Source organism: Desulfurellaceae bacterium (genome assembly GCA_021296095.1).
Classification (GTDB): Bacteria; Desulfobacterota; Binatia; order Bin18; family Bin18; genus JAAXHF01.
The window spans coordinates 72,124-96,636 of record JAGWBB010000001.1 but is presented as its reverse complement, the minus strand read 5'-3'; the positions used below and the strand labels follow the sequence as shown (position 1 = coordinate 96,636).

Below are 24,513 nucleotides of genomic sequence, written 5' to 3'. Positions count from 1 at the left end.
TGTCTCGAAGACGCTCGAATGCTCCCCGCTGGTCGTCGTAACCGATAAATCGGTACCGGCCACGCATCTCTCGACCATGTTTGTCACACACCTTTTCAAAGGGACTGCTGTCTTGGCGCAACCATTTTTTGAGGATGGTGGCGACGGCATGTTTCGAGGTGTGCTCGTTTCCTCCACGTTCCACGAAGCTTGATTGGAGCGTGGTGCTGATCTGCTCGCGCCTGTAGATACGGCCAAGCTCGAAAATCTCGGGAATGCGGCAAAGCTCTCGCGCGGCTTCTGCCCCGAAAGGTTCTTTCATAAGAAAGTCCACTCGTACCTCCAATCTGTCCATATGGTCCTATGGGTCCATTAGGGTGGGTAAGGACCATATAGGCGTCAAGGTATGGTAAAGATTCCCAGAGCCATAGCGTTGGGTCTGGAAGCGCGCCTGCACGAAGGCTGGGCAGGTGTCATATGACTTGAAACAGACTGCAATCGGTACCTGAGAGCGTTCAGAAAGATCAATTTCTGATAGGAGAAGTGGTGTGGGCAGGGGCGGAATCGAACCGTCGACACGAGGATTTTCAGTCCTCTGCTCTACCGACTGAGCTACCTGCCCATGGAGGGACTGGCCGGGGCGCGTGAGACACGGGGTGTCCCGGCGCGTTCCGGTTTTGTACTGAATGCGCCCGACCGAGTCAAGACCGCCTCAGGCTTGCTGTTGGCGCTCTCCAACTTTCTGCTCGGCGAAGTCCATGACCTTGGCTTCGAGGCACACCTGGTCGAGCCGGTCGATTTCCTGCACGCCGGTCGGGCTGGTCACATTGACCTCGGTCAGATGCTCGCCAATGATGTCGAGACCGACAAAATACAACCCTTCACGGCGCAGGCGCGGCCCGATGAGGGCGCAGATCTCGCGGTCGCGCGGGGTGATAGCGGCCTTGATGCAGGTGCCGCCGACATGGATGTTGCCCCGATGTTCGTCGGCGCGCGGAACCCGCAGGGTGCAGCCCAGCGGCTCGCCGTTCAGGACGATGAGACGCTTATCGCCCTGCCGCACGGCCGGCAGGTACTGCTGGGCGATGATCGGCTCGCGTCCCTGTCTGGTCGCCGTTTCCAGGATGGAGTTCAGGTTGCGGTCCTGCCGCTGTACGTAGAAGATGCCCGCCCCGCCGTGGCCGTCGACGGGCTTGATAATCATCTCTCCGCCGAGTTCTTCGAGAAAGGCTTTGAGACGCTCGGCGTCCTGAGACACCAGGGTCGGGGGAATGACGGCGGAGAAGTTGAGGGCGAAGAGTTTTTCGTTGGCGGCGCGCAGACCGCCGGGATGGTTGAGCACCACCGCGCCTTCGTCCTGGGCCAGGTCAAGCAGCTGGGTGGCGTGCAGATAGGCGATATCGAACGGCGGGTCTTTGCGCATAAAGACCGCGTCAAAACCGCCCAGGGGCTCGACCGTCTGACCGAGAAAGGTGAAGTGCCGACCCTCTTCGCGCCGCAGCTCGATCCGCCGGGTGCGGGCCATGGGTCTGGTCCGCTCGATAAAAAGATCGCCCATTTCGATATAGGCCAACTCGTGACCGCGGCGCTGGGCTTCGAGCATAAAGACAAAGGTCGTGTCTTTGTCGATCAGAACGTCTTGGATGGGGTCCATGATAAAGGCAAAGCGCAGGCGTCCCATAAGGCAGTGCTCCAGTGCGGTAATAGGCTGGCAGCCTAGGCATTCGGCCCGGCAAAGGCAAGAGGGCGCCGGGTGCCGAGTCAGGGGGACTGTCGCCACACATACTGACACAGGCTGACGGCCGCGATGCTGGCCGTCTCGGCGCGCAGGATGGATGGACCGAGGCTGACGGGCGTAAAGCCGGCGGCTTGGGCTTGGTCGACCTCCTGGGGAGTGAAACCGCCCTCGGGACCGATCACAATCCACAGGCTGGACAGCGTTCGGTGGATGTCGGCAAAGGCTCTGAGGCTGAGCGTCCGCTCGTGTTCGGAGAACAGCAGCCTGGTCTCTGAGCCGGACGCGGCACCGAGGAGTTGGGCGAAAGAGTGGGGCGCCGTAATATGGGGCAGGCGGCTGCCAGACTGCTTTGCCGCGCTCTGGGCGATACGCCGCCAACGGGCCAGACGCTGGTCCTGGCGCTCCTGGGGCAGGCTAACGACCGTATTGGCGGAAAAAAAGGGCACGATGGTGTGCACACCGAGTTCGGTGACTTTCTCAATCACCAGATCCAGCTTGGCGCCCTTGAGCAGACCCAGCGCCAGGCTGAGGGCGAAAGACAGGGGCGCCGCATCAGTCACAGACCCGATGGCAATGGTGGCCGCCTGGGCAGAGAAGTGGCTGATTGTGCCGCGATATTCGATGCCCCGCTCATCGCGCAGGGCCAGTTGGTCGCCGATCTGGAGGCGCACGACGTGGCGCAGGTGGTGGTATTCTGGACCGCTCAGCACGGCCTGGGAGGCATGTACGGCGGAGGAGTGAACGAAAAACCGTCTCATCGTCCGTAGACTGCTACACCCGTTGGCGGACCAGGCTGACCCATTCGTCGGCCACAAGACGGGACTGTTCACGCCACACCGGAGCCGGGAAGGTGGCCTCCACGTCGGCGGCCTGCTCGGTCTGAATCCCGGACAGGATGAGGTGGCCGCCCGGCGTCGTGGCTCGGGTCAGGGGGGTGGCCAGCTCAATGAGCGTCTGGGCAAACAGGTTGGCGACAATGAGTGGAAATGTCAGCGACAGCGATTCGAGTGGCTGCGCGCTCAGTCGGACACCTGAGGTGATACGGTTGGCGGCGAGATTCTTGCGCGCCTCGTCCAGGGCGACCGGGTCGGTGTCCAGAGCCCAGATATCGGGGCAGCCGAGGCGGGCCAGCGCAATACTGAGAATCCCCGAGCCGGTCCCGAGGTCGAGTGCCCGGACCGGTGCGCCGTGGGCCAGGCACAGCGCCTCAATCGCCTCCAGACAGCTCCGCGTCGTGGCGTGGTGACCGGTGCCAAAAGCCATGCTGGGGTTAATGACCAGACACTCGCGTCGGGTCTGAGCCGGGGCCGTCTCCCAGGGCGGCAGCACCACAAAGCGTGAGCCGACCTCAAGCGGTGGAAAGTGTTCGCGCCACCGGTCCTGCCAGGACTGACTGTTAAGCGTCCTCAGCTGTACCGGGTGGGAGAGGTCGAGCTGGGGAAACAGCTGGGCGAGCTGGTCCAGGTAGCGGTGCAGGGCCGAACGCAGGGCCAGACCTGGGCTGTCGGCTGCAAAGAATGCCTGGACGGTCGTTGTTGGAGGCTGAGGGACGGCCGGGTCACGCTCGTCTTCTATCACTCCGAGCGATCCGCGTTCCATCAGGAAGTTTGACACCGCCTCGACCGCCTCGTGCGGAACCGTGACCGACAGGCACAGCCAGCGCTCCACGCCGTTCCTCCGTCCCGGCCCTACTTGCCCACCACAACCAGGGTCTCCGTGTGCTCATCAAAGTAAGTCCGGGCCACCCGCCGTATGTCTTCCTCGGTGACTGCGCCCAGCGCTCTGAGATACCGCCGCCCATTGTCATAGCCCAGACCGTAGAGTTCGTTAAAGGCCATTTCTTCGGCCTGGGAGCCGTTGGACTGAAGAGAGATTTCATAGCTGCCGGTCAGATACTTCTTGGCCTGTTCGAGTTCGGCCGGGTCAACCGGCCGCTGGCACAGCCGCCTCAGTTCGTGACGCGCCGCGTCGACGGCTTCGTCGACCTTGTTGGGATCGGTGCCGACATAGATCCCGAACGCGCCCGGGGCCAGCCCTTCGACACTGAAGGCGGTCACGGAGTAGGCCAGAGCGCGCTTTTCGCGCAGTTCGTAGAACAGGCGACCGCCCTGTCTGGACAGCAGCGCGTCAATGATTTTGAGGATGTAGCGATCCGGGTTGTCCAGGGCCACGCCCTGATAGCCCAAGACGATATGCGCCTGTTGTTTGTCGACCGCCTTGGTCTGGCGCCGCGTGCCTGTCAGGCGTGGCTCGGAGGGGGGGAGGGCCAGTTGGTCTGAAACGCTGGGTAGGCCTTCGAGGCTGGCCCGCAGGTAGGCGATGAGTTCGTCGCTATCCACGTCGCCGACCGCACTGACCACCAGCTGGCGGGGGTTCAGGACGGTGCGGTAATAGTCGGCCAGCTGCTCCTGGCGTAAAGCTTGTACGCTCTCCACCCGGCCCAGCGGCAGCAGGCGGTAGGGGTGGGTGGTGAAGATGGTGGCGTAGAACAGGTCAAAGGCGATCTGCGCTAACTCGTCCTCACGGTTCTTGAGGGCCAGCAGGATTTCGCGGCGGCGCTTTTCGACCTCATCGGCCGGGAAAATGGGCTGGAGCAGGGTATCGAGAAAAAGTTCCAGCCCGGTCGCCGCCTGGCTGGACAGAAACGAGCCGCTCAGACCCAGGCTGTTACGGCCCGAGAAACCGTTGAGACTGCCGGCCAGCGATTCAACGGCCTCGGTCAGTGCCAGGCGCGAGAAGCGCTGGCTGCCGCGGGTCAGCAACCCGGCGATGAGGTTGTTCATCCCGGCGCTGCGCTCGGTTTCAAACAGCACACCGCCCAGCATGCAGGCCTGGAGCGACACGACCGGAACACTGTGATGCTCCTTGACCAGCAGGCGAATGCCGTTGTCCAGTTCGGTATACGAGACCCGGTCGTTTTCGGGAGCCGAAACCGTGGGGGCAGGTTCCGTTTTCTGCCAGGCCTGAATGTCCGCCGCGCTCGGCAAGCCGGCCTGGGCCTCGGCTCCGAGCAGCACGAGCGACAGGCGGTCGGTCGTGAGATAGCGCTGCGCCACGCGCCGAATGTCTTGGCGGGTGACTGTGGCCAAACCGGCCAGATAGCGGTCTTCGTAGTCCGGGTCGTCAAACACGCTCAGAAAATAGCCCAGCTGGCGAGCCTGGCCCTGGACGGTTTCCCGTCGATAGGTGAAGTCGCTGGCCAGGTTTGTACGGGCCCGGTCGAGTTCGGCGGACGAGACCAGCCGCTGCTGGCAGTCGGCAATCGCGGCCAGCATGTCTTGCAGCGCAGGCCGGACTTTGTCCTGTTCCAGGGCGGCAGCGGCAATGAACAGCCCTGGGTCGGCCGGGCTGTAGGCGCTGGCCGAGATCCAGTTGACCAGTTCCTTTTCGACCTGCACGGTCTGGACCAGCCGCGAACTCTCGCCTCCGCCCAGGAGAAAGCCCAACAGGTCCAGGGCAAAAATGTCGGCGTGGTCGGCCTCGGGAATGGGAAAGCCCAGATACAGGTAGGATTCCTCAACGTTCATGTCGAGGCCGGACAGACGAGTCTGGCGCTGGGCCGGCTCGGCCGCCCGTGGTCGAGCCGGAAGCGGGCTGAGCGGGTAGGGACCGAACAGCTCGCGCACGTCGCCCTCCACGGCCCGACGGTCCACGTCGCCGACGACGACCAGGGTCATGTTGTTGGGGTGATACCAGCGTTGGTAGAAGTTGACGACGCGCTCGCGGTCGAGCGCCTCAACAGTTTCCCGAAAGCCGATCACCGGGCGTCCGTAGGGGTGGCTGGTATAGGCCAGGCGAAACAGCTCTGTTGCCGCGCGCGAGGTGGGAGAATCCTCGCCGCGCTTCCACTCTTCCATGACGACCTGGAGTTCTTTTTCCAGTTCGCGCGGATCAAAGCTCGAGTTGTGCATGGCATCGGCCAGGATATCGAGGCCGGTGCGACAGTGACGCGAGGCCAGGACGAGATGGTAGACGGTGTGGTCGGCAGAGGTGAAGGCGTTGATGTTGCCGCCGGACGATTCGACCTCGGCCGCAATCACACCGACCGGTCGCCGCTCGGTGCCCTTGAAGATCATGTGTTCGTGCACATGGGCGGCCCCGGCCACGTCGGGTGTCTCGTCCGCGCTGCCGGCCCTGACCCACACCTGAATGGCCACCACCGGGGCAAAGTGATCCTCCTGAATGGCCACCCGTAGGCCGTTCTCGAGGCGAAACAGGGAACGACTGTCTTCGGAGTCGGACGGGGCACGGAGCGTGGTCGAATCGTATGCCATGCCGTCCTGTGTCTCACAAGCTCCGGGGCGAGTCAATCAAGACCGGGACGGGCGGGAGAAAAAGGGGCGGGAGAGTGCGAGGAGGGGGACTTGAACCCCCATGGGTGTTACCCCACTAGGCCCTCAACCTAGCGCGTCTGCCAGTTCCGCCATCCTCGCACGACGGATAGAAAAACACGGATGCAGGCCGCATCCGCTGACGGCCACAGATCATAGCCGGACAAACGAATGCGGTCCAGAGGGGAGGGGGCGGGCCTACGGACTGAGGTGGGACGACGGCCCAGCCGCGTGTGTCGGCGGCCGGTCTGGAATCGGTGTCCTGGCGTGTTTCCCCACGCGCCGCCGGACGGCGTTCAGCACCACCCGGCCCATGATTGGCGGCGCAAAAAATGCCGACGGGGGCTCGAGCATATTGATGACTTGGCTGAGCCGACGGCGTACGACATGATCGTCAATCGCCGTGGCAAACAGCGCCTTCATATACGGGTCGAGTACGCGCGAGCCGGCAGACTGGCTGCCTTCGGTTAACGGGAAGCGAAAATCCGCCCCGGTCGCCAGCCGCCACGGATTGTCCTGGACTTTTGCCTGGGCACGAAAAAAATGCTGCGGCAAATCAGGCTCGTCAGGACCGTAGCGCTCGAGACACTCGGCCAGGACGACCGCGGATAAGGTCCCGGTTGTCATGCCTTGGCCATACACGGGGTTGAAGGCGCACACCGCGTCACCCAGGGCGATAAATCCGTCCAGGCGTTCGTGCCACTGCTCGTAGTGGCGAAAACGGTTGGCCATTGTGCGATGGCCGTACACCGGCGAAAGCGGCTCGGCCAGGCGCGCGGCTTCGGCCAGGATGGGGGAACGCAGGCGGCTCCCCAGGGCTTCCATAAAGCCGTCTTCATCGGTCGGGGGATACTCCTTGGCCACCCCGCCCAGGGTGATGATCCAGCGTCCATGCTCGACCGGAAACAACACCCCGGCCGTCAGCACCTCGGGTTCCTTCAGATCGATCCAGATACCCTTCCACCACCATTCCTGAGGCCAGCGCTCGGGGCTGGGCGCTTGAAACCAGCGCGAGCTATAGCCGGCAAAGGCGTTGACGACCGTCTCTTGGGGCGGCTCCAGACCCAGGGCCCTGAGCCACGCCGGCGCTTGAGAGGCCCGGCCGCTGGCGTCAACGACGAGGTCGGCGTCCAGCTGTGTCGGACCGCTTCCATCGGCCGAGCGGGCTGTGACGCCTGTGACCCGCCGGCGCCCATTGGTGGCGCTGTTCAGCGAGGTCACCGCAGTCTGTTCCAGGAGGGTGACGTTCGGCAGCCGACGAAACAGGCCACGGACGACGGATTCGATGAGATTGCGGCTGGCAAACAGCAGACTGAGTCCGTCTGGCCGGCGCTGACTCCAGCCGTATGGACGCAGGGTGGCAAAATCCATCCCAAAGTCGATCTCGTGCGCGCCGCCTTCACGCGCCAGATTGCCAAAGCCTGGGAACAGACGTTCCAGTTCGAGCCGTCCCCGGGCCAGCAGGGCATGGACGTGGCGGCTGTGTGGGACGCCCGATCTCTCGCCCACGCCTTCGGGGTAGGTGTCACGGTCAATGACGGTGACCCGGTCGTAGACCTGGCTGAGGACCCGGCCGGCGCTCAGGCCGGCCATGCTGCCGCCAATAACAATCGCGTGGGTCCGGCTCATCTTCTCACTCTCGTTGCGGCACGCTCAAAGGCCAGACCTGGCCCTATTGCGAAGCCGGATCCGATGCCTGGGCAGCTTCGCTCAGGGCAGCCGGCGCGGTTCCGGGCTGGTCGGGGCAGCGGCCTGTGGTTCGGTCGCCGCTTCAGGCTGGCCCGCCGTGCCGGAGTCGCCCGGGGCTGAGCCGGCCTCCGTGCCTGGAATGGCTGCCGGCAGCTCTTCCTGGACGCCCAGGCTCTCGGTCGAGATCGCGTCAAACAGGCTTTCGGTTGTCTGGCGGGATGCGCCGTAGGACAGAAAGAGAGAGGTCAGCATGAACAGAACCGCGATGCCGGTGGTGGTTTTGGTCAAAAAATTGCCGGCGCCCGAGCTGCCGAAGATGGTCTGGCTGGAGCCGCCAAAAACCGCCCCGACATCAGAACCCTTGCCGGTCTGGAGCAGGACGACCAGGACCAGGAAAAAACAGGCCAGAACGTGGACGAGAGTTACTAGCGTGTACGACATGATACGGCTCCTAACGGAAGTTGACGATGCGGGCAAAGGAGTCGGCCTGCAGGCTGGCCCCGCCGACTAGCGCCCCGTCTATGTCCGGCCGGGCCATGAGATCGTCGACGGTGTCGGGCTTTACACTGCCGCCGTACAACAGACGTGTCGTGTCGGCCGTGGCCGGACCGATCAGGCTACCCAAGGTCGCGCGTATGGCCGCGTGGACTTCCTGAGCCTGGTCGGGTGCCGCGCTGCGGCCCGTCCCAATCGCCCAGACCGGTTCGTAGGCGATCACCAAGCCTGTCAGGGCCGCCGGGTCTTGGTCCAGGTCTTGGGCCAGCTCTGAGTCCTGGAGGGCGCCCCGGATTTGACGGTCGATGACGGCCAGGGTCGCTCCGCTCTCACGCTCTTCAAGCGACTCCCCCACACACACGATCGGCAACAACCCGTCCCGCCGGGCGGCCCGGACCTTGCGGGCCACGCTCTCGTCGGTCTCGGCGAAGTATTGACGCCGCTCGGAATGGCCGAGAATGACGTAGGCACAGCCGGCTTCTTTGAGCATGGGACCCGACACCTCGCCGGTGAACGCCCCGTGCGGCTCCCAGTGGAGATTCTGGGCGGCTAAACGGATGGGCGTGTCGGCCAGCAGGCGGGCGGCGGTCTCCAGGGCGCTGAACGGCGGGGCGACCACGATTTCCCGCTGGGCGGGGTCGACGCCGCCCAAGGCCTGGATCAGGGCTGACAGCAGGCGCTCGGTCTCGGACCGGGTGCCGTGCATTTTCCAGTTGCCGGCGAGCAGGGGACGACGGGTGGCCATGGGCTAACTCAGGCTCTGGCCGATGTAGAGCGAGACGTCCCGCATCCGGTTGGAAAAGCCCCACTCGTTGTCGTACCAGGACAGGACTTTGACAAAGTTGTTGTCCATCACCTTGGTCAGGGCGGCGTCGAAAATAGACGAATGCGGGTTGCCGTTGAAATCGACCGAAACCAGTTCCTCCCGGCAGTACTGGAGGACGCCCTTGAGCGGGCCTTCGGCCGCCGCCTGCATCGCCTGATTGACCGCTTCGGCACTGGCTGTCTTGTCGAGTTCGGCGACCAGATCGACCACCGACACATTGGCCGTGGGAACCCGAACGGCCATGCCGTCAAGTTTGCCCTTGAGTTCGGGCAGGACTTCGCCGACCGCGCGGGCGGCGCCGGTTGAGGTCGGGATCATGGACTGGGCGGCCGCGCGGGCGCGCCGAATATCGGAGTGGGGCAGATCGAGAATACGCTGGTCGTTGGTGTAGGCGTGGACGGTCGTCATCAGTCCCCGTTTGACGCCAAACGTTTCGTGTAAGACCTTGGCGACCGGCGAGAGACAATTCGTGGTACACGACGCGTTGGAAATAATATGGTGCGAGGCCGGGTCGTAGCTGGCATGATTCACCCCGTAACACAGGGTTAAATCCGCCCCTTTGGCCGGGGCCGAAATCAGTACTTTTTTTGCTCCGGCAGACAGGTGCAGGGACGCCTTGTCACGGTCGGTAAACAGCCCGGTGCATTCGAGCGCCACCTCAACCCCGAGGGCTTTCCAAGGCAGGTCTGCCGGATTGCGTTCCTGGCAGACCTGAATGCGTTTACCGTTGACAATCAGAGCGTCCGGTTCGGCCGCAATATCGGCCTCGAGGCGACCGTGGACCGAATCGTAGCGCAACAAATGGGCCAGGGTTGCGGCGTCGGTGATATCGTTGATGGCCACAAATTCGAGCCCGGGTTCGTTGATGCTGGCCCGAAACAGATTCCGCCCGATCCGTCCAAAACCGTTCAGTCCTATGCGTACAGCCATATCCTCCCACCTTCGATAAAGATTATCCCTTGGCTGCCTGCATCTTTCCCCAAGCGGAAAAATCAGTCAAGGGAAGGCGTTGGATTAGGCCTTCCAGCCTCTCTGTTCGCCGCTCAGACGCAGGCCGGGGAATGGCGTGAGCGGGGAGGGTGGGCTACAATGAGCCGCAGCGTGCTGAGGAGCCGCTCAAATCCGAACGCGTCCGCGGCGTGTGGTTGGGCGGCTTGGTGACGAGGAGGCGGGGAACAGGATGGAAGATTCGCTCTTGGGCGCGGCTGCCCGGCAAACGTTTGCTCAGCCGACTGTACTCGAAATGGTCACCGGCTCCGGTCCGGTCGTCCAAGCCGTCCTCTACCTGCTGGTGCTGTTCTCGATCATCAGCTGGGCGATTGTATTCTTCAAATTCCGCCAACTGCTCCGCACCCGGCGCGAGTCTGAGCAGTTTACCGTGGTGTTCTGGGAGACAAAAAATCTGTCCTCCATCCACACCGCCAGCCTGGAGATGAAGGAGAGTGCGACGGCCCAGATCTTTCGCGCCGGCTATCAGGAACTGATGCGGATCACGCGTGCCCGCAAGCAGCCCCAGGATCCCGCCCACAAACCGGACTCCTTCGAAGACATTGACGAGGGCGGGGTCGAGAATGTCGAGCGGGCGATGCGCCGGGCCGCCCGGGAACAGCTGACCCGGCTGGAGAGCGGTTTGACCTTTCTGGCCACCACCGCCGCCACCGCCCCTTTCATCGGTCTGTTTGGCACCGTGTGGGGGATTATGAACGCCTTCCTGGGCCTGGGCTCAAGCACCGGCTCAACGATTCAGGCGGTCGCGCCGGGCATCGCCGAGGCTCTGATCGCCACCGCTATCGGCCTGGCCGCAGCGATTCCGTCGGTCGTGGCCTATAATCACTTCAGCCGTCAGGTTCGGCTGGTATCTCTGGGCATGGAAAACTTCCTGGCCGAGTTTCTGAATATTGCCGAGCGCCATTTTTTGTAGCCGGCGCACTTCCACCCGCCCGAAGCGAGGAGACAGACCGTGGCATTTGATGAGTTGGGCGATGGCAGCATGTCGCAGATCAATGTGACGCCCTTGGTTGATGTGATGTTGGTGCTGCTGGTTATTTTCATGGTCACCACACCGATACTTCAGCAGGGCGTTGGTGTTGAACTGCCCAGGGTAGAGGCCGACCCCATGGCCGGCCAGGAAGATCAACTGGTTGTGGCCGTCAGCCGGGAAGGGGAGGTGTATTTGAATGCGGCGGAGCTTGAGATTGAGGCCCTGCAAACGACTCTCGCAGCTGCGGTCCGCAACCGTCCGGATCAAACCGTGTATCTGCGCGCTGATAAAAACGTTATGTATGGCAGAGTGGTAGAGGTCATGGCTGCGGTCCGACGGGCCGGAGTGGCCAGGCTGGGCATGGTGACCGAAGCCTTGGGTGCAGACGCGGTGCAGACACAACCGACTCAAGAGATGACGGAGCAGTGAGCGCATACCCGCTCAGTTAGCTATGGCCTACCAGATCCAGCACAAAAAACGGTCCTACCCGGGCTTCGGTCGCATGCTCCTGGTATCTGTGATCTTGCACGCCGGAGCCATCGTCGGTCTGGTGACGGCTGGGGTGCGTAGCCCGGTCCAGCCCGCCAGACCCGAGCCGTATGTCGTTGCTCTGGTGGCCCCGTCCGCGCTTACCTCGCCTCCAGGCAGCCGGCCGGCCCCTGACCCTCCTCCGCTGAGCCGAGCTCAAGAGCCGCCCCCGGCACCGCCCGTTACCAAAGAGCCGGCGCCGTCGGTCAAAAAGCCGTCTCCACCCGCGCCCAAGCAGCAGGCCAAGCGACCTGTCAAAAAGCCGTCTCCACCCGCGCCCAAGCGGCAGGCCAAGCGACCTGCCAAAAAACCCAAGGCCCAGAAAAAACCAGCCGTCAAATCGGCCAAGCCACAACCGTCAATGTCTCGCCAAGCCCGTGAGACGCGACAGCTAGCCGAGGCTGTTGACCGTGTACGCCAGAACATGAGAACGGCCGAACGAACCGCCCGGCAACCGGTCGGGTCCAGAACGGTCGGCGGCTCCGGCTCTGGTGGCGGACCAGGCCGCCGACCGCCGGCCTTTGTCGGGTATACCGTCCTGGTTCAGCAGCGGGTCAAGGACAGCTGGATTGTCACCCATCAACAGGCCGGCTTAACCGCAGTAGTGCAGTTCGGTATCAGGCCCAACGGCGAGATCGCGGATATCGACCTGACGCGTTCGTCGGGCAATGCGGCATTTGATCAGTCGGCCCTGCGTGCCGTGCATCACGCCAACCCGCTCCCCCCGCCACCCGTGGAGCACCTGCATGAGTTTCTGTCCCAGAAAGTCCAGGTCGCTTTTGGCGAGTGAGCGATGACTGAAGCACGGGGGCGTGAGCCGAGACGCGGGCGGCAGAGCGAAGGCGGATGATGGGCAACTGGCAAGTCGAGACGTGGCGCGCGCGGCGGATCACGCTGAGGCGAACCTGCCGAATCGGGGTTGTGGGCCTGGCGGTGTTCCTCGGAGTGTGCCGCCCGATCCAGGCCCAGATCGAAATCACTGTACCCGAACCGGGCGGGGCAGGGCTGCCGATTGCGCTCTCGCCTCTGTCCCCGCAGCCAGCGGGTTCCGACCAGGGTCTGGGAGTGGCCTTCTCTGATATCATTGCCCGTGACCTCGACCTGTCCGGCGTGTTCCGGGTCATTGACCGCGGGACCTATCTTGAGGGGCCGGACAGAGTCGTGGAGGCCGAGATCAACTTTGGCCACTGGTCGGTGCTGGGCGCGCTGGCCCTGATGAAGGGCAGCGTGTGGCTCGAAGGAGACACGCTGACCGTCGAAGCGCGTCTGTTTGACGTTGCCCAGCGTCGGTACCTGGGCGGCAAGCGCTACCGTGGTCGGCGAGCGGACCTACGCAGAATGGCGCATCGTTTCGCCGACCATGTGATGCTGCTCCTGACCGGTGAGGAAGGTCCGTTCAACTCCAGAATCGCGTTTGTGTCCAACCGGGCCGGCGGGCGGGCCAAAGAAGTCTATGTCACCGACTTGACCGGAGCCGAGGTCGAGCGGCTGACTCACGCGAGAAGCCTCATCCTGGCACCGCACTGGAATCCTGGAGCGACCGATCTGTTCTATATTTCGTACAAGCGGGGCGGTCCCTATCCGTTTCGCTTTGAACTGCGTAGCGGCAAGGAGTGGCAGCTGTCGCAAACCATCGGCTACAGCGGACAGTGGTCGCCAGACGGGAAGACCATCGCCGTGAGCGGAGAAAGAAACGGCAATATTGATCTTTTTCTCCTCTCTCCCCAGGGACGTCTGCTCCGCCGTCTGACGACCAACCCTGGCATTGACGTCTCGCCCGCCTGGTCGCCAGACGGACGTCGCCTGGCGTTTTGTTCGAGTCGCAGCGGCGGACCGCAAATTTATGTGCTGGATCTCGCTTCGGGAAAGATCCGGCGGGTGACTTTCTCGGGCGCGTATAATACCTCGCCGACCTGGTCGCCCAAGGGTGGGCTGATTGCGTACACGAGCCAATCCCGTGGGATGCGGGTTAAAATCGCCGATATTGCCTCCGGCCGGGAGAGGACTGTGGCGGCTGGGGAGGATCCCTCCTGGTCGCCAGACGGGCGCTATGTGGTGTTGAGCGCGGACGGTCGGCTGTGGATTGCCAGTCAGGATGGCCGCAGCGTCAAACAATTGACGGCTGGGGGGGGAGATGATACTAGTCCGACATGGTCAGCTCGCCTCCAGTGAGTGGACCGAATCAGTGACATTCAGCAACAAACAATAAGGACTGGGCAGAACGATGCAGAGCCTCTTTCGGTGGTGTGGATGGGTGGGTTGCAGCCTGCTTGTTATAGTGTTCCTCAGCGCGTGTCCAGCTCGACAGTCCCCCCGCACGCCCGACTCTCCACCAACTCTCCCGCAGTCTCCTCAACAGTCCGGATTTGACATGGGCACCGCACCCGACGAGGATCCCTTGTCCGACCCTGGTAGGAGGACGGAGACGATGATTGCGGATGGACCTCAGGCTGGCGGGGAGTTGCAGGATATTCGTTTTGACTATGATGCCTTCGATCTCTCGCCGACCGCCCGAGAAGTCTTGCAGACCAATGCAGACTGGCTGCGCAGGAATCCGACGGCCCGGGTTGAGATTGAGGGCCACTGTGACAATCGGGGAACCGTGGAATACAATCTGGCCCTCGGCTCCGAGCGGGCGCGGTCGGCCTATGATTACCTTGTCTCTCTGGGCGTTGCCTCGGATAGGCTGTCGACCATCAGCTATGGAGAGGAAGCTCCTCTGTGCGCTGAGGACTCAGAGGCGTGTTGGCGGCAAAACCGCCGGGCTCACTTTCTGATCATTAGCCGGTGACTCGTGAAGGGACTCAGATTTTCTGTCGTGCTGCTGCCGCTCCTGGGCGCTTGTGCGACGCAGTATGACGTGCAGCGTGCCCAGGAGGGCAGTCAGGTTTTAAGGACCGGCATTGCCAATGTGGAAGCCTCGGTGACCGATGTGCGTCGAGAGGTGGCTGAGTTGAGGGGAACGCTTGAGACGGTCCAGCACCGTCTTGAGCGCGTCGCCCGCGAGCGCCCGACGCCTCAGGTTCAGGATCGGCAGGACCTGCAGGAGATGGAGGAACGTATCGCCAGGCTGGAACAGGCGGAGCGGAACCGCCCCTCGTTTCCGCCTCAGGGTCCGGTCGCCACCTCGTCTCTGTCGCAGTCCGACGAAGTGCCGCCGGACCCCGATATCCCACCCGTTTCGGCCCACGAGGTCGAACGGCCGCCCGAAATGCTCCGCGAACAGCAGGAGTATACCCTGGCTCTCGAGTTGCTGCGTGCCCAAGACTACGAGCAGGCGGTCCAACAGTTCCGGACGTTTCAACGGACCTATCCGGCCTCGGACATGGCCGACGACGCCTTGTACTGGATCGGCGAGATCTATTTCATGCAGCGCGATTACAACCGAGCGATTCTGGCGCTGAACGATGTCGTGCTCCAGTACGAGAAGGGCGATAGGCGGCCGGACGCCTTGGTCCGCCAGGCCGAGGCCTTTCTCGAAATCGGGGATCGGAACTCTCCCCGTCTGATTCTGCGCAAGGTGATGGACGACTATCCCGATTCTGCAGCCATCTCCAAAGCCAGATCCCTGCTCCAGTCCCTGGAACCCTAGTACCGTCCTCCCACCGTCGTTTGCCCGAGCACCCATGGAGATCATCCGGCATATCCTGCGCCAGCCCCGTCTGCCCCACCCAGTCGTGAGCCTGGGAAACTTCGACGGAGTGCATCTCGGCCACCAGACGATTCTGCGCCGTTTGGTCCAGGAGGCCGAGCGGCGTCGGGGAACGGCACTCGTTGTGACCTTTCATCCCCATCCGCTTTCGGTCCTGCGGCCCGCCCGCCCGCTGCCGTTGATTCTGAGCCTGCGCGAGAAATTAGACTCCCTCGCCCAGCAGGGGGTACAGCGGGTGGTGCTCCAGCGTTTTTCGCGCGCCTTTTCGCGCCTCAGCCCGGAGGAGTTCGTCGACCAGTATCTGGTTCGGGCCATAGGCGTCGAACACGTCATCATCGGCCATAACTTCAGCTTCGGCCGGGACCGTAGCGGCAGCGCCGAGGCGCTTGAGCGACTGGGCCAGCGCCATGATTTTGGGGTTGAGGTGGTCGGGCCGGTCCGGGTGCTGGACCGGGCGGTGAGCAGTTCGGCCATTCGGTCGCTGCTGAGCGCGGGCGATTTGGACGGGGCCACCGCGCTCCTGAGCCGCCCCTACACCGTCAGCGGCCGTGTCCAACAAGGCTTTCGGCGTGGACGCACGATCGGCTTTCCGACCGCCAATCTCCGGCCCCGGGCCGATCTGCTGCTGCCTGACGGCGTCTACGCGGTACGGATCGAGGTGGGCCAGCAGACCCGACTGGCTGGCGTAGCCAATGTCGGAGTCAACCCGACCTTCGGCCACAATGCGCGGACGGTTGAGGCCCATATCTTTGATTTCTCGGCGGACATCTACGGCCAGAGGCTGCGGGTCGGCTTTGTTGCCCGGCTGCGAGGAGAAAGAAAGTTTCCCTCCGTGCCAGACTTGGTCAGGCAAATCCGAGAGGATGCCGAGCGTGCGCGTACCCTCTTGGGCCGGTGAGGAGGTATAGACGGTCGCATGGCTGGGCAAGCAGCATTCCGGCCGGGACAGGTGAGCGGTGTCGATTCGCCGCGACGGTTTGTGATCTCGGCAGAGCACGGCGGCCAGCGTTTGGATCGGGTTGTCTCCAGCGTCATCGCCGCTACCCGCTCGCAGGCCAAGGTGTTGATCGATCAGGCCCGGGTGCTGGTCAACGGCCAGCCAAAAAAAGCTGGCTACTGCGTCCGGGTCGACGACACGCTGTGTATTGAGCCCCTGCTCGCAGCGCCGCCGCTGGCGGCTCCCCAGGCTATTCCCCTGGACGTCTTGTATGAGGATGAGGTTCTCCTGGCGATCAACAAACCTCCGGCCATGGTCGTCCATCCCGCGCCCGGACAGTGGCAGGGGACGGTCGTGAACGCGCTGTTGTTCCGCTGGGGCTGGCGCGATTCCGGCCACTCGCTGCGGCCCGGCATTCTGCACCGTCTGGACAAAGACACCTCAGGGGTCCTGCTCGTGGCCAAGGACGAGGGCAGTGCCGAGCACCTCGCCCGCCAGTTCCGGGCGCGTCAGGTCCACAAGACCTATGGGGCTGTCGCGGTGGGACGCTTCCGAGCCCAGACCGGACGGATCGAGCTGCCGATTGGCCGCCACCCGACCGACCGGAAGAAGATGTCCGTGCATGCCCGTCACAGTCGGGCTGCGCTGAGCCGTTACCAGGTTGTGGCCGAGGCCCAGGGGCTGTCCTTTGTCCGTCTGTTCCCCACAACTGGCCGCACCCACCAGCTGCGGGTGCATATGGCGGCGCTTGGCCATCCGCTCGTCGGGGATCAGGTGTATGGTCCGGCTCAGGCCAGACTGCGTGGAGCACCGGCCGTGGCGCAGACCTTTGGGCGTCAGGCCTTACACGCCGAGGCGATCCGGTTTTCCCATCCCGTCCAGGGGCGGATGATGACGATCCGCGCCCCCTATCCGCCGGATATGCGGGCCTTGCTGGGGGCGATGGGCGTTTCGGAGACGCGGCCCGTGAATTGACACTAGGCTGAAGATCAATTACGATGAGGACAGTTCAGCCCACACCAGACTCGTTCAGAGAGACACACAGCAGAAACCCCCCGTTCGCCGCTTTCTCCATCCCTTCCGGTTGAGAACTTTCCCGCATGGCACACACGGCTTCTGTCCGCCCGGCGGACCTGTCACGACCCGCCAAGGGCAGGACAGCTTTCTAGATTCACACATCGCACATTGCACGCAGTAAAGGGAGAATTTCATGGCTCGGTCGGCCGCTCGGCAACAAGAAGTGGAAGAGCCCCGGGATATCCGCATCGAGGTTGGTGATGAGGATGGCGGGCTGAATCTGAAGACGCTCAAGGAAAAGAAGATCAGTGAGTTGGCGAGAATCGCGCGTGGTTTCAGCGTCGATGGCACCTCGGGCTTACGCAAGCAAGACCTCATCTTCTCCATTCTGCAGGCCCAGGCCGAGCAGAGCGGGTATATCTACGGTGAGGGCGTGCTGGAAATTCTGTCCGACGGGTTTGGCTTCCTGCGCTCCCCGGATTACAACTATCTGCCTGGGTCCGACGATATCTACGTCTCCCCGAGTCAGATTCGACGCTTCAATCTGCGCACCGGCGATGTAGTCTCCGGCCAGATTCGTCCACCCAAAGAGGGCGAGCGCTACTTTGCCCTCCTCAAGGTCGAGGTCATCAACTATGAGGAACCGGAGCGCGCGCGCGAAAAAATCCTGTTCGATAATTTGACGCCCCTCTATCCTGAGGAGCCCTTGCGGCTCGAATACGACCCCGAGGCGTATACCGGACGGATCATTGATCTGCTAACCCCGATCGGCAGGGGCCAGCGCGGCCTCATCGTCGCCGCCCCGCGCACCGGCAAGACGATGATGTTGCAGAACATCGCCCAGGGCATTGTCAACAACCAGAAAGAAGTCATCCTCATCGTGCTGCTGATTGACGAACGGCCGGAAGAAGTCACCGATATGCAGCGCTCGGTGCACGCCGAGGTCGTCAGCTCCACGTTTGACGAGCCGGCCACCCGTCATGTCCAGGTGGCTGAGATGGTGATTGAGAAGGCCAAGCGCCTCGTCGAGCACGGCAAAGACGTGGTGATTCTGCTCGATAGCATCACCCGCCTGGCCCGGGCTTACAACTCGGTCGTTCCGCCCAGCGGCAAGCTGCTGTCGGGTGGGGTGGACGCCAACGCCCTGCGCGGTCCCAAGAAATTTTTTGGCGCGGCCCGGAATATCGAAGACGGCGGCAGCCTGACCATTCTCGGCACCGCCCTGATTGATACCGGCAGCCGTATGGATGAGGTCATCTTTGAAGAGTTCAAGGGCACCGGGAATATGGAAATTCACCTGGACCGGCGCCTGATGGACAAGCGCGTTTTTCCGGCGGTCGATATCAATCGGTCCGGCACCCGCAAGGAGGAACTGCTGCTGACCAAAGAGGTATTGAACCGGATTTGGATTCTGCGCAAACTGCTCTCGCAGCTCAATACCGTCGAGGCCATGGAATTCCTGATGGACAAGATAGAGGGGACGAAAGATAATGTCGAATTTCTGGAATCGATGAACCAGTAGCCGTTGCGTTCGTGCCCGCCGAGGGGGCGATTTTCCGTCCCGATCGGCTCTGGGCGCGCGTTGCAAAGCCCCCCCCCATTTGCTACAACTCTCGCACCGCAGAGCGCGACATCAGATCGCACAGTCAGAGGAAGGTAGGATTCATGACCGATATCACAATCAAGCAGCTGCTTGAGGCCGGGGTCCACTTTGGCCACCAGACCAGCCGCTGGAATCCCAAGATGAAGCCGTATATTTTCGGTGCCCGCAACGGGATCCACATCATTGACCTGCAACAGACCGTCGGCATGCTGCGTGAGGTGGCGAACTTTGTCTCGGGGTTGGTTGCCGACGGCGGCCATATTCTGTTTGTCGGCACGAAAAAACAGGCCCAGGACGTTGTGCGGGAAGAGGCCGAACGATGCGGGATGTACTACGTCAACAATCGCTGGCCGGGCGGGATGCTGACCAATTTCCAGACGATCAAGAAGTCTATTGAACGGCTGAAAAAGCTCGATGAAATGCTCGACACCCCCTCGATCAACGAGGCGCTGACCAAAAAGGAACTGTTGGGTATCGGCCGCGAGCGAGACAAGCTGATGGTGACCCTGGGCGGCATCAAGAACATGCGCAAGCTGCCGGACGCCATGTTTGTCGTGGACACCAAAAAAGAAGAAATTTCGGTCCGGGAGGCGAACAAGCTCGGAATTCCGGTCGTGGCTGCGGTTGATACCAACTGCGACCCGGATACGATCAGCCACAAGGTGCCGGGCAACGATGACGCGATCCGGGCCATCCGACTGTTTACCAGCGCGGTGGCTGAAGCGGCGCTTGAGGGCCAAGCCCAGCTTGAGGAGCGCCAGCAGGCCGAGGAAAAAGACACCGCTGAGACAGAGACGGCCGTGGCTGAGCCCGCGGCTGGCGCAGGCGAGGCCGAGGTCGCCGAAGCGGCTGTCGAGCCAGCGGCCGACACCGCCCCGGAACTCGCTCCCGCCGCAGCCCAGACGGCTCCAAGCCCCTCGGCCGAGCAGGCTGCTGAGGCCGAGGCAGACGGAGGTGATGAGTGAGCAACCAGAACACGAGCATGGCCCTGCTCAAGGAGGTTCGCGAGCGGACCGGAGCCGGAGTCGTTGATTGCAAGAAAGCCCTGAACGAAAGCGGTGGCGATATTGACAAGGCGATCACGTTTTTGCGTGAAAAGGGGCTTGCCGCAGCCGCCAAGCGAGCCGGCCGGGCTGCGGCCCAGGGAATTGTCGGCTCATACATTCACGCTGGCGGCAAGATCGGGGTGTTGGTCGAGGTCAACTGCGAAACCGATTTTGTAGCACGCACCGAGGAGTTTCAGCAGTTGGTCAAAGACCTCGGCATGCAGATTGCCGCCGCTCAGCCGCGCTATGTCCGGCGCGACGATATCCCGGCCGAGGAGGTGGAAAAAGAGCGGGGGATCTACCGCACCCAGACGCTGGCCGAGGGCAAACCCGAGAAGGTCATTGATCGTATTGTCGATGGACGCCTGGAGAAGTACTACGGAGAGAACTGCCTCCTCGAGCAGAGCTTTATCCGCGATACGGCCAAGACGGTCGAACAGCTGGTCAAGGAGATGGTCGCCCGCACCGGAGAAAATATTGTCGTTCGCCGCTTTTCCCGCTTCCAGATTGGCGAGGCCGCACAAGCCGCCGAGTAGTGCGGGGCGGGCCAGCCACGTTCAGCCGGAATCATGACTGACGATCCGTGTCCGCTGCCCTACAAACGGGTATTACTGAAAATCGGCGGCGAAGCGCTGGCCGGAGACGCCGGATATGGGATTGACGCGGCGGTCATGTCGCGGATGGCCAACGAGGTCAGGGAGGTCCACGACCTCGGCTGTGAAATCGCCCTGGTAATCGGCGGCGGGAATATCTTTCGGGGCCTGGCCGCCAGCACCCGCGGCATGGCCCGGGCAACGGCCGATTACATGGGCATGCTGGCCACCCTGATCAATAGCTTGGCCATGCAGGAGGCGCTGGAAACGGTTGAGGTCCAGACCCGGGTGCTGTCGGCCCTGAGCGTGTCGCAGGTGGCCGAGCCGTATATCCGGCGCCGGGCGACCCGCCATCTGGAAAAGGGCCGGGTGGTGATTTTTGCGGCGGGCACCGGCAATCCGTACTTCACGACGGATACGGCGGCCAGTTTGCGGGCCATGGAGATCGGGGCGCAGATCATTTTTAAAGCCACCAAGGTTGACGGCATCTACGATGCCGACCCGGTCCACGTCGCCGACGCCAAGCGCTATCACGAGGTCAGTTACATCGAGGTCTTGCAAAAAAACCTCAAAGTCATGGATTCGACCGCGATTTCTCTGTGTATGGACAACCGCCTGCCGATTCTGGTGTTCAGCATGCTGGAGACGGGCAATATCAAGCGAGCCGTGCTCGGGGAGCAGGTCGGAACCCTGGTCCATGGAGGGGCAGTATGAATGCGCAGCTACTGAACGAGTTGAAGAAAGAGGCGGACCATACCATCGAGTCTCTCAACAAAGAATTTCTCAAGGTGCGCACCGGCCGAGCCTCGGTGGCTCTTATCGAAGGGGTGATGGTTGACTGCTATGGAGCCCCGACGCCTCTGAACCAAGTGGCCGCCCTGTCGGCACCTGAGCCCCGTCTGCTGCTGGCCCAGCCCTACGACCAGCATATTATCGGCGATATCGAAAAGGCGATCTATAAAGCCGACCTGGGGCTGACACCGGTCAACGACGGCAAGGTCATCCGGGTGCCGCTACCCGAATTGACCGAGGAGCGCCGCAAGGAACTCGTGCGCCATATTCGGAAAATAGCCGAAGACTATCGAGTGTCGATGCGCAATCATCGCCGCAGCATCAATGACCGGATCAAAAAAATGCAGAAGAGCAAAGAAATGCCTGAAGACGAAGCGCGGGCCACGCAAGACCAAGTCCAGAAAGTGACCAACGAGTCGATCGACAAGATTGAGCAGATTTTGCGGGTCAAGGAAGAGGATTTGCTGTCGGTGTAGAGCCGGAAAAGCGTGCCGTTGAGCGGCGTGCCTTACCCGGTGGGGTGTGGACGCGAGTGATAAAGCAGAACCGACCGATGCAAAACGGCAGTCTTCAACTCAGGCTGGCCGGTGAAGGGCCGGCTGGACCGGGGCCTGTCCCGCAGGAGCTTCAGCACCTGCGGCTGGACCGGCTCCCCCGACACGTCGCCATCATCATGGACGGCAACGGTCGCTGGGCTCAGCAGCGTGGTCTGCCCCGGACCGAAGGCCACAAGCGGGCCAAAGAAACCGTCCGTACAATCGTCGAAACCAGCCACGAACTCGGCCTCTCGTATCTCACCCTGTACGCCTTCTCGTCAGAAAATTGGCAGCGTCCCAGCGCTGAAATCCGCGTTCTGATGAGCCTCTTTCGTCGTTATTTGCGCAGCGAACTCGACCGTCTGATGGACTACAATATCAGGCTGCTGGCCCTCGGCGATCTGGCCCGTCTGCCCGGGCCGGTCCGTTCGGCTTTTGACGAGGCGATCTCTACAACTCGACACAACACCGGTCTGACCGTTGTCTTAGCGGTCAGCTATGGGGCGCGTGAAGAGATTGTCTCTGCGGCCCGGGCCCTGGCCCGGGCCGTTCAGGAGGGCCGCCTGCGACCTGACGAGATTGATGAACAGACTGTTGCCCGGTATTTGTGGACGGCGGATATCCCCGATCCCGATTTTCTGATTCGGACTGGAAAAGAGATGCGGATCAGCAATTTTCTGCTGTGGCAGCTGGCCTATACCGAGCTGTACGTGACGGATACCCTGTGGCCGGACTTTGACCGTGAGCATTTTTTCCGCTCCCTGCTCGAATATCAGCGTCGCCAGCGGCGTTTTGGACGAACCGCCGAACAGCAGACCCTGAAAGGTCTCCGGCGGGCGGTAGGCTAGGCGCAGGTGTGCTCCGCGACCGACTCTTGACCGCAGCCCTTGCCCTGCCACTCCTCGTCGTCTGTATCTGCTGCGCCCCGGTCTGGGTCTTCTCCGCGACCGTTTTTCTGTTGACCTGTCTCGGGCTGTACGAATTCTTTTCGCTGACACGGGACCACAATCCGCTCCCCTGCGGTCTGGGACTCGGCTGGGGCGGCGGCTTGGCGGCAGCCATGTGTGTCGGGCCCGGCGCGCTGGTCGGCGCGGTGCTGACCGCCGGATTTTTTCTCACCTTTGCATGGGCTTTGCGCACGCCCCAGCCCGACAGGGGGCTGGCCGGAGTCAGTCTGACCCTGTTGGGGGTTGTGTACGTCGGTTTTTTGCTGCCCCACCTCGTCTGGGTCCGGCAGCTCCCGGACGGCGTCGGCTGGGTGTTTTTCCTGCTGCTGGTTGCTATGCTGGGCGATACCGGCGGGTATGCCGTTGGGCGGCTGTGGGGCACCCGTAAGCTCATCCCTCACATCAGCCCCGGTAAAACCCTTGAGGGCAGCGCAGGGGCACTGCTCGGCAGTCTGGGGGCGGCCTGGGTTGGCTGGGTGTGGCTGCTGCCGGAGCGGAGCTGGACCGAGTTGGGCGTGCTGGCGGCCGTCCTGGCGATCCTGGCCCAGATTGGAGATTTATGCGAGTCGGCGGTCAAGCGGGCGTGCGGGGCAAAGGATTCGGGCCGGCTGTTCCCCGGCCACGGTGGTCTGCTGGATCGGGCCGATAGTTTGCTTTTCCCGGCCGCCTTTATCTATTACTATGGTGCCCTGTGGGCCTAGCTTGTGACTTGCGATTGAGGAAGCCGTATGGATCTGTCAACTCTGGATGTGATTTGGAAAGTCGTCCTGGTCTTTGGCCTGATTGTGTTCGTGCACGAACTCGGCCATTTCAGCCTGGCCAAGCTGGTCGGCGTTGGCGTTGAGCGGTTCTCGCTCGGCTTTGGACCCAAGCTCGTCGGACGCACGGTTGGTGAGACGGAATACCTGATCAGTGCCGTGCCGCTGGGCGGCTATGTCAAGATGGTCGGAGAAGAAACGGGCGAGGAAATCGCCCCGGAAGATATCCCGCGTTCCTTTCCCCATCAGTCGTTGATGAGTCGTTTCCTGATTGTCGCGGCCGGGCCGTGCGCCAATATTGTGACCGCCTTTCTCCTGTTTGGCCTGGCCTTTGCCAGCTTTGGCATTCCGGTTGCGATAGACGAGGCCAGGGTCGGCGGAATCGTCCCTGATTCGCCGGCCCAGCGGGCCGGGCTGCAGCCCGGGGACGAGATTATGAGCATTGCGGGCAGCCGGGTGCAGACCTGGGAGGAAATGGCCGAACATATCCGCAGCAGTGGTGGGGCAGAACTCAGCCTGCAGGTCGGGCGAGCGGACGGCCCCCAGCCGCTTGAGGTGGTCGTCAGCCCGGAGTTGCGCCAGGGGATGGATCAAGAGGGACGCGAGCGATACGCGATTGGCATTATGCCGGCCACGCGTCTGGAACCGGTATCGGTCGGCCGCGCCGTGGTACTGGGGGCTGAGCAAACCTGGGCCATCAGCGTCCTGATCGTGCAGACCGTGGGCCAACTCCTCCACGGGGAGGTCTCGACCAAAGAGTTGGGCGGACCGATTCTCATTGCCCAGGTGGCCGGCCAGCAGGCCCAGCGCGGGCTGAGCTACCTCCTGCACTTCACCGCCGTCATTAATGTGAATCTGGCCATCTTCAATCTCCTGCCGATTCCGATTCTGGACGGCGGCCATCTGCTCTTTCTGTTCATCGAGCTGCTCATCGGCCGTCCTCCCAGCCTGCGCTCGCGCGAGATGGCCTTTCGCGTCGGCTTCGTGGTGATCATCTCGCTGGTCGTGTTGGTCTTCTACAACGATATTGCACGACTGGTACGCTAGCTGTGTCACCCCAGACGG

General features: G+C 62.6%; 25 protein-coding genes and 2 tRNA genes. 16 read left to right on the top strand and 11 right to left on the bottom strand.

The features are described from left to right. The 11 genes from J4F42_00495 to gap form a co-directional block, all read right to left on the bottom strand. The coding region (locus J4F42_00495) for a hypothetical protein (protein ID MCE2483959.1) at positions 1–301 on the bottom strand (301 nt) is incomplete at its 3' end. A 227-nt stretch (positions 302–528) separates the two neighbouring features. Continuing rightward, a tRNA-Phe gene (locus tag J4F42_00490) sits at positions 529–601 on the bottom strand. Positions 602–691: 90 nt separating this feature from the next. Next, complete coding sequence (gshB, locus tag J4F42_00485; protein MCE2483958.1) at positions 692–1,660, bottom strand: glutathione synthase; 969 nt, start codon at positions 1,658–1,660, stop codon at positions 692–694. An 80-nt stretch (positions 1,661–1,740) separates the two neighbouring features. Next, positions 1,741–2,475 carry a 16S rRNA (uracil(1498)-N(3))-methyltransferase gene (locus tag J4F42_00480; protein ID MCE2483957.1) on the bottom strand — a complete coding sequence of 245 codons (735 nt, stop codon included), beginning with the start codon at positions 2,473–2,475 and terminating at the stop codon, positions 1,741–1,743. Positions 2,476–2,488: 13 nt separating this feature from the next. Next, positions 2,489–3,385 (bottom strand): 50S ribosomal protein L11 methyltransferase, encoded by an 897-nt coding sequence (prmA, locus tag J4F42_00475; protein MCE2483956.1) that lies wholly within the window; start codon positions 3,383–3,385, stop codon positions 2,489–2,491. Between the two features lie 20 nt (positions 3,386–3,405). Beyond that, positions 3,406–5,991: an insulinase family protein gene (locus J4F42_00470; GenBank protein MCE2483955.1), complete on the bottom strand. Its 2,586-nt coding sequence runs from the start codon at positions 5,989–5,991 to the stop codon at positions 3,406–3,408. 75 nt (positions 5,992–6,066) lie between these two features. Beyond that, positions 6,067–6,150: transfer RNA gene (locus tag J4F42_00465), tRNA-Leu, on the bottom strand. Positions 6,151–6,246: 96 nt separating this feature from the next. Continuing rightward, positions 6,247–7,677: an FAD-dependent monooxygenase gene (locus tag J4F42_00460; GenBank protein ID MCE2483954.1), complete on the bottom strand. Its 1,431-nt coding sequence runs from the start codon at positions 7,675–7,677 to the stop codon at positions 6,247–6,249. A gap of 81 nt (positions 7,678–7,758) precedes the next feature. Further along, on the bottom strand, positions 7,759–8,178 hold the full coding sequence (gene secG / locus J4F42_00455; GenBank protein ID MCE2483953.1) for a preprotein translocase subunit SecG: 420 nt from the start codon (positions 8,176–8,178) through the stop codon (positions 7,759–7,761). A gap of 10 nt (positions 8,179–8,188) precedes the next feature. Continuing rightward, positions 8,189–8,977, bottom strand: a complete 789-nt coding sequence (gene tpiA / locus J4F42_00450) for a triose-phosphate isomerase (protein MCE2483952.1) — start codon at positions 8,975–8,977, stop codon at positions 8,189–8,191. Positions 8,978–8,980: 3 nt separating this feature from the next. Next, a complete protein-coding gene (gene gap / locus J4F42_00445; GenBank protein MCE2483951.1) occupies positions 8,981–9,988 on the bottom strand; it encodes a type I glyceraldehyde-3-phosphate dehydrogenase in 1,008 nt (335 codons plus the stop codon). Between the two features lie 250 nt (positions 9,989–10,238). Between gap and tolQ the strand changes: the two genes are divergently transcribed. From tolQ to rseP, 16 genes are all read left to right on the top strand, one after another. Continuing rightward, complete coding sequence (gene tolQ / locus J4F42_00440; protein ID MCE2483950.1) at positions 10,239–10,979, top strand: protein TolQ; 741 nt, start codon at positions 10,239–10,241, stop codon at positions 10,977–10,979. A gap of 39 nt (positions 10,980–11,018) precedes the next feature. After that, entirely contained in the window at positions 11,019–11,468 is a 450-nt protein-coding gene (tolR, locus tag J4F42_00435; protein ID MCE2483949.1) for a protein TolR, read from the top strand. Positions 11,469–11,991: 523 nt separating this feature from the next. After that, the gene (locus tag J4F42_00430) at positions 11,992–12,357 is read left to right on the top strand and encodes a TonB C-terminal domain-containing protein (protein ID MCE2483948.1); all 366 of its coding nucleotides are present in this window, start codon (positions 11,992–11,994) and stop codon (positions 12,355–12,357) included. A gap of 59 nt (positions 12,358–12,416) precedes the next feature. Next, on the top strand, positions 12,417–13,739 hold the full coding sequence (gene tolB, locus J4F42_00425; protein MCE2483947.1) for a Tol-Pal system beta propeller repeat protein TolB: 1,323 nt from the start codon (positions 12,417–12,419) through the stop codon (positions 13,737–13,739). Between the two features lie 256 nt (positions 13,740–13,995). Next, a complete protein-coding gene (pal, locus tag J4F42_00420) occupies positions 13,996–14,358 on the top strand; it encodes a peptidoglycan-associated lipoprotein Pal (GenBank protein ID MCE2483946.1) in 363 nt (120 codons plus the stop codon). Between the two features lie 3 nt (positions 14,359–14,361). Continuing rightward, positions 14,362–15,159 (top strand): tol-pal system protein YbgF, encoded by a 798-nt coding sequence (gene ybgF / locus J4F42_00415; protein ID MCE2483945.1) that lies wholly within the window; start codon positions 14,362–14,364, stop codon positions 15,157–15,159. Positions 15,160–15,193: 34 nt separating this feature from the next. Beyond that, the gene (locus J4F42_00410) at positions 15,194–16,117 is read left to right on the top strand and encodes a bifunctional riboflavin kinase/FAD synthetase (protein MCE2483944.1); all 924 of its coding nucleotides are present in this window, start codon (positions 15,194–15,196) and stop codon (positions 16,115–16,117) included. An 18-nt stretch (positions 16,118–16,135) separates the two neighbouring features. Further along, positions 16,136–17,131 (top strand): RluA family pseudouridine synthase, encoded by a 996-nt coding sequence (locus tag J4F42_00405; GenBank protein ID MCE2483943.1) that lies wholly within the window; start codon positions 16,136–16,138, stop codon positions 17,129–17,131. A 316-nt stretch (positions 17,132–17,447) separates the two neighbouring features. Then, positions 17,448–18,695 carry a transcription termination factor Rho gene (gene rho / locus J4F42_00400; protein MCE2483942.1) on the top strand — a complete coding sequence of 416 codons (1,248 nt, stop codon included), beginning with the start codon at positions 17,448–17,450 and terminating at the stop codon, positions 18,693–18,695. Between the two features lie 143 nt (positions 18,696–18,838). After that, a complete protein-coding gene (gene rpsB / locus J4F42_00395; protein MCE2483941.1) occupies positions 18,839–19,741 on the top strand; it encodes a 30S ribosomal protein S2 in 903 nt (300 codons plus the stop codon). Between the two features lie 17 nt (positions 19,742–19,758). Continuing rightward, positions 19,759–20,358 (top strand): translation elongation factor Ts, encoded by a 600-nt coding sequence (gene tsf, locus J4F42_00390; protein ID MCE2483940.1) that lies wholly within the window; start codon positions 19,759–19,761, stop codon positions 20,356–20,358. A gap of 33 nt (positions 20,359–20,391) precedes the next feature. Then, entirely contained in the window at positions 20,392–21,129 is a 738-nt protein-coding gene (locus tag J4F42_00385; GenBank protein ID MCE2483939.1) for a UMP kinase, read from the top strand. After that, positions 21,126–21,683 carry a ribosome recycling factor gene (frr, locus tag J4F42_00380; protein MCE2483938.1) on the top strand — a complete coding sequence of 186 codons (558 nt, stop codon included), beginning with the start codon at positions 21,126–21,128 and terminating at the stop codon, positions 21,681–21,683. Before J4F42_00385 ends, frr begins: the two co-directional genes overlap by 4 nt. Before the next feature lie 77 nt (positions 21,684–21,760). Beyond that, the gene (locus J4F42_00375) at positions 21,761–22,591 is read left to right on the top strand and encodes an isoprenyl transferase (protein ID MCE2483937.1); all 831 of its coding nucleotides are present in this window, start codon (positions 21,761–21,763) and stop codon (positions 22,589–22,591) included. 8 nt (positions 22,592–22,599) lie between these two features. Next, a complete protein-coding gene (locus tag J4F42_00370; protein ID MCE2483936.1) occupies positions 22,600–23,391 on the top strand; it encodes a phosphatidate cytidylyltransferase in 792 nt (263 codons plus the stop codon). A gap of 27 nt (positions 23,392–23,418) precedes the next feature. Continuing rightward, on the top strand, positions 23,419–24,495 hold the full coding sequence (rseP, locus tag J4F42_00365; protein MCE2483935.1) for an RIP metalloprotease RseP: 1,077 nt from the start codon (positions 23,419–23,421) through the stop codon (positions 24,493–24,495). The last annotated feature ends 18 nt before the right edge of the window (positions 24,496–24,513 follow it).